The 12,595-nt window shown below is 59.5% G+C and carries 8 protein-coding genes and 6 pseudogenes; 9 read left to right on the forward strand and 5 right to left on the reverse strand.

The features are described 5' to 3' along the window. Window positions 1-1,153: 1,153 nt before the first annotated feature. Window positions 1,154-2,437 carry a 4-aminobutyrate--2-oxoglutarate transaminase gene (gene gabT / locus H8A92_RS36625; protein ID WP_229200153.1) on the forward strand — a complete coding sequence of 428 codons (1,284 nt, stop codon included), beginning with the start codon at window positions 1,154-1,156 and terminating at the stop codon, window positions 2,435-2,437. 243 nt (window positions 2,438-2,680) lie between these two features. On the opposite strand, the pseudogene H8A92_RS41320 reads toward gabT, so the two are convergent. Beyond that, window positions 2,681-3,525: pseudogene (locus H8A92_RS41320) on the reverse strand (transposase); the annotation flags it as partial. Between the two features lie 619 nt (window positions 3,526-4,144). Here H8A92_RS41320 and H8A92_RS41255 point away from each other — a divergent pair. Further along, a pseudogene (locus H8A92_RS41255) lies at window positions 4,145-4,269 on the forward strand (IS630 family transposase); the annotation flags it as partial. On the opposite strand, the pseudogene H8A92_RS36635 reads toward H8A92_RS41255, so the two are convergent. Next, window positions 4,254-4,383, reverse strand: a pseudogene (locus H8A92_RS36635) (AAA family ATPase); the annotation flags it as partial. The pseudogenes H8A92_RS41255 and H8A92_RS36635 sit on opposite strands and share 16 nt — an antisense overlap. A gap of 320 nt (window positions 4,384-4,703) precedes the next feature. After that, entirely contained in the window at window positions 4,704-6,224 is a 1,521-nt protein-coding gene (locus H8A92_RS36640; protein ID WP_229200147.1) for a porin, read from the reverse strand. 792 nt (window positions 6,225-7,016) lie between these two features. Between H8A92_RS36640 and H8A92_RS41260 the strand changes: the two genes are divergently transcribed. The 3 genes from H8A92_RS41260 to tnpB (H8A92_RS36655) are packed head-to-tail and all read left to right on the forward strand — an operon-like array spanning window position 7,017 to window position 7,660. Then, window positions 7,017-7,154: a transposase gene (locus H8A92_RS41260; RefSeq protein WP_420831421.1), complete on the forward strand. Its 138-nt coding sequence runs from the start codon at window positions 7,017-7,019 to the stop codon at window positions 7,152-7,154. A gap of 30 nt (window positions 7,155-7,184) precedes the next feature. Continuing rightward, a complete protein-coding gene (locus H8A92_RS36650) occupies window positions 7,185-7,418 on the forward strand; it encodes a hypothetical protein (RefSeq protein ID WP_229200148.1) in 234 nt (77 codons plus the stop codon). Window positions 7,419-7,444: 26 nt separating this feature from the next. Then, window positions 7,445-7,660: an IS66 family insertion sequence element accessory protein TnpB gene (gene tnpB / locus H8A92_RS36655; RefSeq protein ID WP_229200149.1), complete on the forward strand. Its 216-nt coding sequence runs from the start codon at window positions 7,445-7,447 to the stop codon at window positions 7,658-7,660. On the opposite strand, the gene H8A92_RS36660 is transcribed toward tnpB (H8A92_RS36655), so the two are convergent. Both H8A92_RS36660 and H8A92_RS36665 read right to left on the reverse strand, forming a co-directional pair. Continuing rightward, window positions 7,631-9,748, reverse strand: a complete 2,118-nt coding sequence (locus tag H8A92_RS36660; RefSeq protein ID WP_229200150.1) for a recombinase family protein — start codon at window positions 9,746-9,748, stop codon at window positions 7,631-7,633. The genes tnpB (H8A92_RS36655) and H8A92_RS36660 overlap by 30 nt on opposite strands. After that, complete coding sequence (locus H8A92_RS36665; protein WP_229200151.1) at window positions 9,745-10,413, reverse strand: helix-turn-helix domain-containing protein; 669 nt, start codon at window positions 10,411-10,413, stop codon at window positions 9,745-9,747. Before H8A92_RS36665 ends, H8A92_RS36660 begins: the two co-directional genes overlap by 4 nt. Window positions 10,414-10,626: 213 nt before the next feature. On the opposite strand from H8A92_RS36665, the gene tnpB (H8A92_RS36670) reads away from it, so the two are divergent. From tnpB (H8A92_RS36670) to H8A92_RS36685, 4 genes and pseudogenes are all read left to right on the forward strand, one after another. Further along, window positions 10,627-10,917, forward strand: a complete 291-nt coding sequence (gene tnpB / locus H8A92_RS36670; RefSeq protein WP_229200152.1) for an IS66 family insertion sequence element accessory protein TnpB — start codon at window positions 10,627-10,629, stop codon at window positions 10,915-10,917. Further along, window positions 10,890-11,306: pseudogene (locus H8A92_RS36675) on the forward strand (transposase domain-containing protein); the annotation flags it as partial. The gene tnpB (H8A92_RS36670) and the pseudogene H8A92_RS36675, both read left to right, overlap by 28 nt. A 289-nt stretch (window positions 11,307-11,595) precedes the next feature. Further along, window positions 11,596-12,077: pseudogene (locus H8A92_RS36680) on the forward strand (IS110 family transposase); the annotation flags it as partial. A gap of 90 nt (window positions 12,078-12,167) precedes the next feature. Next, window positions 12,168-12,595: pseudogene (locus H8A92_RS36685) on the forward strand (transposase); the annotation flags it as partial.

Here is a 12,595-nt window from a genome sequence, read left to right on the forward strand (position 1 = left end):
ATCAAGCCAGGCGAGCCGCCACGATCTTTGCCCTGCTCGCCGTCAGCACAGGCCAGGACGATCCGGGCCCGCTGCGCCAAGCTCAGTGCCGCGCTTCGGCGCAAGGCTAGTGATGCCAACTCAGCGCGCTCAACCTCATTCAAGTCCGGCGGAGCAAAGCGTCGACCCATAATCCGCCCTCCTCAAACAGAAGGACAGTCTGCCATCTTCGAGCCGATTTGGAGTCCGCTGAACTTCAGATTCGGGACACTACCAATAAGCGCTAATGGTCCAATTCCGTGATCCCATGTTCGAGCGAAACCAGTTCGAGCTCTCATAGTGAGACCAAGAACAGTCCCCGACATCTCGACAGCAGATCGCCGCCGCTTTAACCACACAGGACAGCGACGACGTTCCTACGACCACTCGACGATCGAGCGACGCAGTAGCTAACAAATTTCGAGAAAACAATGATGCCTGCGCGGAGATTGGGGCGCGACCCGCGCAAACGCCGGTCCATTTAGCCTACGTTCCGCCGCCGCAGCTATCCTTGTGTCCGAACGCAAACCCCCGGGTTGTCTCGGCTTCGCCAAGCTGTTTAGAACGCGACAGTGCCCACAAAACGCAGGAAGGTAATCCCTGTCGCCAACGCTGGCATAAATCCTGCAGGAATGACACGTGCGGGACTCGCGCCGCTAATGAGATCAAGAGTGCATTTGAAGCTCGACCTATCGAGGGACGATGATGATGGGCTCCTCACATTTCCAGCGCGTCTGCAGCTTTCGCAGACACGGACTCAGGCGCATGATCCAATGCGAGACGGATGCATCGCGAGCATCGAACAGGCCGTGCTGCACAATTTCGCTGATGGTATGGAAGCCTTTCGTTCATTATTGGACTTGCTTCTCTACTTACCGTTGCGTGACATAATGGCCCGCACCGCGCGGACTGTTCGCGGAAGTGGATCGTCTGGCGCCCGCAAGTGGCGGTACAAAGTGGCCGCTGCCGCGTGCATGCGGAAAGCGTGCCCTCGGACCGGCTCGTCAGCGATTGGCACGAAATAATTGACTCCGACGGCTCTCAAACTTGGAGCTAAGTTTTTCATAGGCCACCAGGTGGAGCTTCGAGTGTGCGCAGTCGGACGAACGAACGGGAAGGAGTGACTATGAGGCCGATGAAGAGTGCTGAGATTAAGAGCCGCAAGGAAGCCGCGACGCCGCGCGGCCAGGGCACGCTGTACAGCGTCTATGCCGCCCGCGCCGAAAACGCCCAGCTTTGGGATATCGAAGGCCGACGTTTCATCGACTTCGTCGGCGGCGTCGCCGTCCTGAACACCGGCCATCGCCATCCGAAGATCCTGGCGGCCATTCGCGAGCAATTGGATCGTTTCACTCATACGTGCTACGGAGTCGTTCCGTACGCTTCATACGTGGAGTTGGCCGAGAAGATCAATCACCGCAGTCCGGGCAACTTTGCGAAGAAGGCGGCATTCTTCACAACGGGCGTCGAGGCGGTGGAAAACGCGATCAAGATCGCGCGTGCGTCTACAGGCCGTCCGGGCGTGATCGCCTTTACGGGCGGATTTCACGGGCGCTCACTATTCGCTACAGCACTCACGGGCATGGTTGTGCCGCACAAGCTGGCCTCGGGGGCGTTCGCGCCGGGCGTATTTCATGCGCCTTATCCAAACGCGCTACACGGCGTGAGCGCAGCCGAATCCCTGCGCGCAATCGAGTTTCTGTTCAAAACCGACATCGATCCCAAGTGTGTGGCTGCAATCATATTGGAGCCGGTTCAAGGTGATGGCGGCTTCTATGTGGCGCCGACGGACTTTGCGCGCGGACTGCGCAAGATCTGCGACGAGCATAGCATTCTGCTCATCGCTGATGAAGTGCAGACAGGTTTCGCACGCAGTGGCAAGTTCTTCGCCATGCAGCATCACGATGTTGTGCCCGACCTGACGACGACGGGGAAGAGTTTGGCGGGGGGCATGCCTCTCTCAGGCGTGGTGGGCCGTGCCGAGATCATGGATGCGCTCGCGCCCGGTGGCTTGGGCGGCACCTACGCAGGTAATCCGCTGGCGATTGCTGCAGCCCATGCGGTGCTTGATATCATAGACGAAGAGCGACTTTGTCAACGTGCGATGGCCCTCGGCGAACGGCTGAAGGAACGTTTGACCGCGCTCAAGGATCACGTACCAGAGATCGCGGAGGTTCGCGGGTTGGGTGCGATGATCGCGGTCGAGTTCTGTAGGCCTGGCACGCGCGAGCCGGATGCCGAACTCGCGAGGACCGTGATGACGCGCGCACTCGAGCGCGGGCTACTGTTGCTTTATGCTGGCGTCGATCGGAATATAATCCGCTTCCTCTTCCCGCTTACGATTGAGGACCGCGTCTTCGACGAGGCGCTCGGGATTCTCGACAAGGTGCTCAAGGAGACTGTCGACGCAACGGTGTGACGCGCCCCCGCATTGAGAGATTTTCCGAGAGAGCTTGCAATATCCGGCGGGCCATCGCGCCGCGTACTTGTATATGGCCGAACGCAATCTTCGACCATGATGCAGCAATGCGCATCTCAAGCGAAATTTGGGCAGCGGGCCCATTCTTCCGCGAGGTCATATGACCCAGTTATGGCGCGGGTCACTGCCACTTCGGAGGATCAGGGTTTAGCGATTCCTTCGCCAAGCCCCAATTTCGACCGCGCGAGTGCGGAACCATTGGGCTAATGCGCTGTCCTTTTGGAAAAGGAGAAAACGCCAGGCTAGTTGGATCATCCCACCCCGTACCCGGTCATTGCCAGCGCGTGCGAGACCTTTCTCCCGTCTTCGCTTGCCGCTCTCATCGGGAGCGCCCGTGAGGCCCGCGTATCGCGGGACCGCTCTGCGATCTCTCAATTGCCGGGAGAGGATCTCGTGCACGAGCATGTCCGCTGTTTCGATTCTAACGCCAATGATCCGCGCTAGCAATTTGACCATCGCGTCCGCTCCGCTCTCGGAAACCTGCAACGCTGTAATCGAGCCGCCTCGATCTCCCTGATCTGCGCCCTGACGAGGCGAAGGCGGACCAGGTCCCGGCGCTTCTCGGCGATAGGGTAGGCGGCAGAGGTGCCCCTTCTGGCGTGCGCAGCATCTCGAGCCGCTTTGACGCATGACGCAGCGTCGGCTTAAAATTGCGAATACCCAGGCGAATGAGACATGCCTTCATTCTATTGATAATGCTGGTTTGTTGGCTGACAAGGCTCTCATGCTCGCGGTTCGGACGCCGGCCGTCCTCTTCATCGAGACTAGGGATTACTGCCATTTGGCAATGGTTCGGCTCGCCGCGTAGCCAACCGAGGAGAGCGCGCTTCAAATGCTCGGTATCGAGCCGATCGGTTTTAGCCGGCCTGTGCTCGCTGGGGATGGCGACGATTGTCGAGTGGATAACGAAAGCTTCGACACCACGAGCCCGCAGCCAACGCCAGCCAAAAACCATCGCGACCGGCCTCAAAGGCGACCACGATGCGCGTAATCGCTTGGCCAAGGTTTGCCGCCTTCTCGCGCCAGCGGACTCTTCGATTCTTCCCGGACGACTCATGCGACGAGCTGGAGGACGTGGCCGGGGCTCCAAACTCTTCCGCTCGTCCCAAGCCGTCGTACTGACCGATCGAGCGCGAAGGTCTGATGAGACAAGCCGGGTGCGGGAAATCTGCATGCCCGGTTTGACGAGCGACATCTGAGAAACGGAACTATGGTGCAAACTGCGACACCGGCGAAGGCGAAAGCCGCCGGAAACAGTAAACTTCACGACCTACGGTCACCGCGCCAGTCGTCGTCAGGCGGAACTGGGCCGGGACGAGGTCGAGCCGTCGCGTCACACCATCGCTGATCGGCGTTGTTTTTTGTTTCCGCGCGGCATCCAAGTATCAGGTGCGTGCCGATGAGGCTTTAGTTCCTGCAATCATTTTATAGTTGGAGCCGCGAAATTGTTTCGTTTGAGTTTGCATCGTGTCCAGCGCCCTCTCGGGCTGGAATCTCACTTCCATCGCCGTGAGGACGACTTGGCCGACTCTGGGTCAACGGGACGTGATTGATCGGGCTCTTTACCTTATGGTATTGGCCTGTGTGACTGAGCCTGCAGTCCGGTCCGTGCGAAAAGATGGCTTGCACCCTGTCCTGAATCCGCAAGGCAATCTCGATCAGGCCTTGAGTGAGGCGCCGAGTCCTGGTGCAGAGCGCAAGCTGACCGGCGAAGCCCTGCGTGTGGCGGCTGCATGTGCCTAACCGGCTACGGCCGGAGGCGCTGGACGCTAGCGGAGCCGATGGGCTTCCAATAGCTTGCACCAAGGAGATCGGCGAGCCCTGCGGAGAATATTGTTTTCCCGATTCCATCCATCTATGCCCGCGACGACGATCCGTTCACGCATCCAACCGAGCTCCCTTCGTGCGCATCCTGCGCATAACGGCTTCGAGACAAGCGTGGCCGCACTCGGCAGACAGCATGACTTCGCCGGCGCAATCCATGGGAGCTGCCCGCCCTGCCTCACGTCTGAGGAATGACGGCGCACGGAGAGGCCGGCGTAAACAGATGGCGCGCTGCAACCGAAGCATTCTCATCACTCAAGTTCGTACTCTCGATACTTGTGAAGGGAGGAAGGCCTCCGGCGGGCATGCCGGAGGCCTTCTTGGAGGTTACATTTAGGCTAAGGAGCTACTACTTTTTTCCTTCGTTTGGTCCAACAGAAACTCACCAGTTGCGCTGAGCGCGCAGCAGCAGCGTGAACGCACCTTGATCTTTCAGCTCATAAATAGCGCCTGGCTTTGCAATGCTCGGTTGCGTCGGCAATATCACGGTGCTTCCTCTCGCGTACTTCTGGTCGAGGATATTGTACGCGATTTCGGCACCGAAGGTCAGGCCTTTGACCGGGGTCCAACTGGTGTACGAACCGATGACCGCAAAGTTGAAGTCGGGGTTACAACCGGCAAGGCCGCTCGACAGTGCGAGGCCCGTAACGAAGGCGCCGCAAATGTAGCCCTTGGCTGCATTGTTATAGCGCACCGCGCCTAAGCCGCCGAAAATGCTGGTAGCCCACTGCGGATTCCAGTTGTGGTTGAAGGCGCCATTGAATCCGTACGTCGTGGTCAGCTCCTGGCCAGCGCCCGCAACGAACACCGAGTCAGAGAGACCGGCAATTCCAACACTCTGGTAAGCACCGGGCGAATTCGTACCGCCGTACCTGGCCCAGTTGGTCGACATATAGTCGTTGAAGACGTACCGGCTTGCACCGTTTGCATAGACGCCTGTCACATTAATCGAGTCACCTGGACCGGTTGGGAGGTTTTTGATCGACGCGGCCAGTTGCCCCGCCCAGCCCCACTTATCGCTCGGATAGCCGGTAAGTTCTGTGGCGCCATAGTAGGCGGCATGATTATCATGCGCCGCGACCGATGCCTGAAAGAGGCCCCAAGCCTGGTCAACACGAAGCGACGCAATGAGATCCGGCGCTCGGGTGCCACCGATGTCGTTACCGCCGTAAATGCCGGCGGCGAGACCTGCAATCGTGGCCGCGCTCACGTTCCAGATATTGGTTGTGTCATGCTGAACTTGATCCTGAGCCGAGAATGAAGCGGTGATACCGTGCCCAAAATCTGCGGTGTAGCTGAACTGGTTGACGGGATCCCAGGCAGCGCTGCCAGGCAGCTCGATGTAGTTGCCAGGATACTCGCCCCAAGGCGTGGAGAATTGGGACCCAGCCTTACCAAGCGTGAAACCGGCAAACTGGATAAAGGCGTACGTGACACTCAATCCGCCGCCGGCGATCTGGGAGCCCGCGCTTGAGGTGTACGACGTAGCGCCTCCCGTGAGGCCTGTGCCGGCACCGCTATAGCCACCCGTCGTCCAAGTGAACCAAGTTTCGGCATAAGTCCGCACTATACCGTACTCCGTCGCGGTCCGCGTATCCATCGAAAAACTCGTTCGAACACGCGACGTATAATCGTTGCTGAGACGGTTTCGTGCGGCCCCCGCACCATTGTCCGGAGGATTATAGGCGCTATTAGTATTGAACGTATTGTCAGCGCGCAGATAGCCACCCAGCTTGATACACGTGTCGCTGCCCGGAATGTAATAAAAGCCAGAGCCGTACAGCGAACAGATTTTCACGTACTCAATCGCCTTGGCCTTGACGGGCAGATCTGCCGCCGGCGCTCCGCCCGCAGCGAGCAGACCAACTGCCGAACCTAGCAAAAGGCTTTTCACCATCTTCATAAAGTCCTCCAGAATGTTCCACCTCAAGAGCGGTCGCTCACCTAGCGGGACAATCAACCCGCTTCGCCCCAATCGTTCTCGACCTGCAGGGCCTTCCCCGAACACCAACTGATTAGATCGACCAGTGAACGTCCCGTGCGGATTATTCCGCCGCTCGCCATTAACGTTGACAGATTGCTTTCCTTAATGGGGCATAAAATCTGTACGAAACGGACGCATGGTTACGTGCACTGCGTAAGAGTGCTTGAATCGCCGCATATCGGCGCGGTTCGTACTCAATCAGGCAAATATTGTGCGAGGCGTATCTCGGGCGCGTGTGCCGCAGCTTTGACGCCGAGCAGACATGTACCGCGCGCCCCACGCGCAGCGTCGTGCATAAGGCAGGTGCAGCGAGGCGCTTGCGAGTAACAGCATGCCCGCGAGAGGCAACTTGCTATTGCCACACTCGCGATCGGACCTGCAATCCACGCCAAGCAGCTACTATCTCCATATTGCGCGCGGAGTGTTCTGGCGCCGCAGACACAACAAAAACTAGGGACGACTTCGCTCGACGTTTGGTCGTTGACGAGGTTACCGCAGTCGGCTTGCTGGATACGCACACAAACCTTCTTCAACTCAACGCATCGACCGCATCCTAAATTTCGGCATAGACCTCATCAAGCGTAAGCATGTGCACCACCTTCTCGCGGCATATGGGATGGGCGAAGTTTCACGATCTCTTTGAAGGGATCGGCTTGTGTCTATGTTTGACCATACGCTTAAGTCGGACATGACGGCGCGCCGGCTAGAGCGATCACGGCGACCGGACGCCGTCGTTGGTTTTCCAAGGACGACAACGCCCGGATCGTCAAGGAGACGCTGGTACCAGGCGCGGTCGTTTCCGAGATTGCCCGGCGACACGGGCTGCCCCCACAACAAGTGTTCACCTGACGCCGGCAAGCACGCCGGTCGCCGACGCCGATGGCTGACGATCCTCCGTTTGTACCGGCGGTGGTAGACGACATGGCACCAGTCGCGGTTGCTGGCCATGAGCGCAAGACAGCGCGATGCAAGGCCGAGCCGGCTGTCCGGCTCGGCCGTTGCGATGCCGGGGGCATCGAGATCGAAGCCGAAGGCGTCACTATCTGGGTCGGCCGAGGCGCGGACGTGGCGATGATTGCGGCCATCGTCCATGCGCTGAAGGCAAGTCGGTGATCGGCCCGTCCGGAGCTGTCCGGGTAATGGTGGCAACCAAGCCGGTCGAGTTCCACAAGGAAATGGAGGGGCTTACTATGTTGGTACGCGAGCACAAGAAGACCGATCCGTTCTTGGGGGCTGTTTATGTGTTGGATGCCGCGCGAGCGGACCGGATCAAGCCAATTTTTTGGGATGGCACGGGAGTGTGCTTGTTCGCCAACTACGTGCATTCATACTACACCTCCTTCAGCTTCAGTTGAGGGTTTTAGCACCAGCGACGTCGTGAGGGCGGTGGCTCGATCGACAAGACGATTCCATCGGCTGCATTGCTTGCGGGGCAGGTTCGATGTGGGAATCTCGTATAGGCAATAGTGTGCATTGTAGGCATGCCTGGCAACGAGTCCATGTTCAGTCCACCTTGCGAGGGTCGTTTCGTGGATGTTAAGGCGCGCCGCGGCTTCCCGTTTTGTCAGCATTCCGCGATCTCGCAGTCGGTCATAGCGTGAGCGCAAGTCATAGCAATGGACGAGATATGCGACCCGCAAGGCCGTGAAGCGGGTCTCATGGCGACCGGGGCGCGCTGATCCACCCGGGCGATATCCTTGCTGGTTGAGAAGTTCGGCAATCTCGGAATAGATGTGTTTGTCGAGGAGCTTGTCGACCAACTCGACGATACCGGGTTGCGTCTTGACCTGCTGCGCGGAAGACTTTGGGCTCATGGTGGTGAGCGTTTGGATTTTGCCGCCCTTGAAGCGAGCATGAATTTTGGTGGTTCGTTCCGCCGGCATCTTGATGAGGGTGACATCTTCGATGATGTGAGCGAGCAGCCGTTTGCGTTCACGATCCGGCGTGTCTGGATCTGCCCAAAGCTTGTTGAAGTCGACCGTCATCGCAGTCATCCGCTCGCGAACAGCTTCATCGAGGACGAGCTGATCCTGCTCCCGCGCGCGCTCGCGATCGTCGCGGGCTTTGGCCAGCACGCGGAGCTTGTCGTTCCATTCGCCTTCGAGCGTGTCGGCGACGAGACGATTATTGGGGTCGACCAACATGAAGCGGCGCTGAGCGAGATCCGCTTCGATTTGGGCCCGTTCGATCGCCCGACAGCGCAACTGGTCTGCTTCCTCATACCTGGCCTCGATCTCCTTCCGGATGTCGAGCGTCAACTCGACGGCGGCCGGCGTCATCTGTTCGGCAATCAGCATGCCGATGGCTTTATCGATCTGAGGCCCGGCGATTGACTGGCAGTTTGGCTCGCCACGATAGCCGTGAGCGCGATCACAGACGTACCAGGCACCCAGCCGTCCGCGCCGGGCAGTGTAGCGGATGCGAAAATGTTTACCGCATCGCCCGCACACCGCCCGTCCTTGCAGCAGTGCCGTACCTTCCCGAGGAGGCGATGCGCGCGCCACTTCATATCCTCGACCGTTGGCCTTGAGAATTTTGAGATTCTCCTGGAACTGCTCCCAGGTGATGTAGCCGGGATGGGTATCCGGGATACAAGCCAGCCAGTCATCGTGGTCACGCCGCTGCAGAGTCTTCTTACCGTCGATGGTTCGTCGATAGCGCCGGCGTCCATAAGCGTAGGCGCCGGCATACCGTGGATTGTTCAAGACGCGTATCGCCGTTGACGCGGTCAGTGTCCGAAACACCGTGGTCTCGCTGTTGCGCAGACGCGAGGGAAACAGAAGGCCCTCCTTGCGAAAGGCCTTGACGGTCTGGCATGCGGAGCCCACGCGAGAGAACGTGTCGAAGAAATGGACGATTGTCTCCCTGATCTGCGAGTCGGGATCGAACGTCACGTTGCTGGACTGGTCATAGATCAGCCCGGTTGGCAAGACGCAGCGGTACTCGCCGCGCCTGACCTTGTTGAGGATTCCGCCGCGCAGCCTTGCTTTGATCACATGCAGCTCGGCTTCACTCATTGTGCCTTTGAGACCGAGCAGAAGGCGGTCATTGAAGCTTGTCGGATCGTACACGCCATCCTCATCGAGGATCAGGGTGTCGGCCAGTGCGCAGATTTCCAGCAAACGCTGCCAGTCAGCATTGTTCCGCGCCAGGCGGGAGACCTCCAGGCCCATCACGATGCCGGCGTGCCCCATGCCGACGTCGCTGACCAGGCGCTGAAAGCCCTCGCGCCAGACAGCCGATGCACCGGACTCGCCCTGATCGCTGTCAATGACGATAATTTGCTCGTCGCGCCAGCCAAGGGCAATTGCGCGTCCACGAAGTGCATATTGCCGCTTCGCGCTCTCGACGTTCTCGATGACTTGTCGCATCGAGGACTGGCGAACGTAGAGGTAGGCACCCCGTTCGAGGTGGTGAGGCTGGACTTTGAGGGACTCCTTCATGGCGTTCTCCGCTCGGGTGTGCTCATTGCCATTGTCGCGAGCACGTAAACGACAGCTGTGTGCTCGTTACGCGGCACTGGTGGAGTACGCGATGCAACTGACTGTTGAACGGGGGCTGCTGCGGCCAGCGTCTGCGCCCACCCCCACATGCCCCGGCGCAGAAAAAGCATGAGGCCACTGCGGGCCGTAGGCGGGAGTGCTTCGCCGAGAGCTGCCATACGCAGCACCTCATACTGGGCCGCAATGGCGGGCGAGAGGATCGAACACGCCGGTGTCGTGGCGTGTTCATCCGGCAGTTTTTTTAATGCTCGCTCGATCGTCCTGGGATGAACCTCGATGCCGAGCTCGGCGCGGACCAAGCTCGCCAGCTCCCGAGCGCGAACCGGCTCGCCCGGGACCAGTCGCGCCTGCAGGAAGGCGAGGACCTCGCCCTGGACCTTGTGGGGGCCGCGGGGGCCCGGCTTCTTTGGGACCAGTCCCGCAATCCCGGCGGCATCGAAGCTCGCCTTCGCTTGGTAGTAGGTCGGCCTGGAGACGCCATACTCGTTGGAAGCCTCCGTCACCGAAGCGTTGTCGATCGAGACACGGCGCAGCATCTCGTGCTTGACCTGCACGGCGTCGTGCGGATCGAAGAACTCGCTTCCCTGAAACTTTGGATCGCGCACCTTCTCGGCGTCGGATTGAGCGTGCGCTCCTCGAGGAGGGCGTCGGTCTTTGAGCGCTTGCTGTCGTGCTTCGCCGGCACCGTCGGCTCCGAGCGTAACCGTGCGGAGGAACCGACCATACGGTCGCGCCGTCGCCCTGCAGCAAGAGGCGTTCGCCATATCGGTTGTATCGTTTGCCGACGCAGAGAAGCTGCCGCCCGAACAATGGGTGGAATGGATGCATCACCCGCACAAACTGCCGCGCTGCATCCGAAGAGTCTGCATTCTCAGTTGAGGTACAAGCGGCTCGAGGAAGGCGTCTTCCGCTGGCCGAAGATTGAAGATGGCGTAATGTGTTTGTCGGCGGCGGAATTGTCGGCAATGCTCGAAGGGCTCGATTGGCGGCGTGTCCACGCGGCACGGGAGACGGTCGTCCCGACGCAAGCCGGACAATTGTGGGCCGCGCCGCGGCGATACGTGAATCAGGGGCATCGAGCATGTCAGGCGGGCGCGAATATGCTCTGATTTTGCCTGTGAGCCATAACCCTCCTGATGATCCCGAGACGTTGAGGGCGATGATGCTTGCCGAGCGGCACGAGAGCGAGCGGCTGCACTAGATTATCAAGGAGCTGCAGCGTCATCGCTTTGGCCCCAATGCAGAATCGCTTCCCGAGGAGAGATGCTGCTCGGTCTAGAGGATGTCCAATAGGGTGCGGCCTGTAACGCGCAAGCGCCGCAGTATTGGCGGAGCACTACCGGCGCATCTCCCACGGATCGAGGTCGTGGTCGATATCGACGACAAGACCTGTCCCTACTGCAAGAGCGACCTGCACCAGATCGGCGAAGACAAGAGCGAGCGGCTGGACATGGTGCCAGCGCAGTTCAGCGTTATCGTCACCCGACATCGCAGATACCGACTCCCCTCAAGGGAATCCGCCAAGACGTCGAGCGGCAGCAAGCCGACGCACTTGGCTTCCTGTAGGAGGTTGCGCGACCCTGTCGCGGATGTCGGACTTGATCTCCCGCAGCCCAGTGACGGTCTGCGTCGCCAGGTGCGAGCTCTCCTTGACGTGAAGCTGGCAGAACCTTCTCCCGACGTGGACAAGGCACGCAGCAAGCGTCACCCTCATTGGCGCCCGTCGATCTCGCGAGCCGATTTTAGGCGGCGTAGCGGACGGAGTGGGCGCCCCCCGACGGCATCGATTGTGCCAAGATGTGGTGTTTATTGGTTTGGATCTGGATAAGAACGTGCTCCAGGTCCACGGAGCTGGCCGGGATGGGAGGACCGTTCTGTGTAAGAAGAAAACCGCAGCAGATTGCTCGAGCTTTCACGAGGTTACCGAGGTGTGTGGTCGCGATGGAGGCCTGCGCCAACGCCCATCATTGGGACGGGAGATTGGTAAGTTTGGCCACGATATCCGGTTGATCCATCCCTCGTACGTGAAGCCCTTCGTTAGGCGTCAGAAGAAACGATGCAGCGGATGCCGAAGCGATCTCCGAAGCCGCGTCCCGACCAACGATGCGCTTTGTCGGCGTTAAGAGCGCCGAGAAGCAAGCCTCCTCCATGCATTCAAGGTTCGTGATCTCTTAGTTCGACAGCGCACACAGGCGATCAATGCTTTGCGCGGACATCTTGCGGAATTCGGTTTGATCGGGCTCAGGGCGTGAGACATATCCCCCGATTGGATGACATATCCGGAGCTGCCCGATCTAGCACTACTTTGGCAGATTGTTGGTTTTGCCGTGCTTTATAGGATTCCCGAATCAATTTTTCAATGATTCATGGGTGGTCGGCTCTTGGAGGGCTGACCATGGCGGGATGGGAAGACGAGCTCGAACGCTGGCTGATGCCGTTCTTGGACCGGCTGGGTCATAAGACCCGGCAGCGGATGTGTCCTCTGTATGTTGCGGGATTGATCGGTCCGGGCGATCGCAAGAGCGTTCAGCCGATGGCGGAGCGCCTCGCCACGGGCAACTACGACCAGTTGCACCATTTTATTGCGGACGGTGTCTGGGACGCGACGCCGCTGGAGACAGAGCTGCTCAACCAGGCGGACCGACTTGTCGGCGGCAGGGATGCGGTGCTGGTTATTGATGACACCTCACTGCCGAAGAAGGGTGAACGCTTGGTGTTGCGGCTCAATACGCGTCGGCTCTCGGCAAAACGGCAAATTGCCAAACGCTGGTGTCTTTGACGCTTGCG

Origin of the sequence: Bradyrhizobium acaciae, assembly GCF_020889785.1 — a bacterium.
GTDB classification, from domain to species: Bacteria; Pseudomonadota; Alphaproteobacteria; order Rhizobiales; family Xanthobacteraceae; genus Bradyrhizobium; species Bradyrhizobium acaciae.

Coding starts and splice junctions, on each gene's coding strand:
- tnpB (WP_229200149.1), top strand. CDS start 7,445: ATGGTGGCAACCAAGCCGGTCGAGTTCCACAAGGAAATGGAGGGGCTT.
- gabT (WP_229200153.1), top strand. CDS start 1,154: ATGAAGAGTGCTGAGATTAAGAGCCGCAAGGAAGCCGCGACGCCGCGC.
- H8A92_RS36650 (WP_229200148.1), top strand. CDS start 7,185: ATGGCTGACGATCCTCCGTTTGTACCGGCGGTGGTAGACGACATGGCA.
- H8A92_RS36660 (WP_229200150.1), bottom strand. CDS start 9,748: ATGAAGGAGTCCCTCAAAGTCCAGCCTCACCACCTCGAACGGGGTGCC.
- H8A92_RS36640 (WP_229200147.1), bottom strand. CDS start 6,224: ATGAAGATGGTGAAAAGCCTTTTGCTAGGTTCGGCAGTTGGTCTGCTC.
- tnpB (WP_229200152.1), top strand. CDS start 10,627: ATGGATGCATCACCCGCACAAACTGCCGCGCTGCATCCGAAGAGTCTG.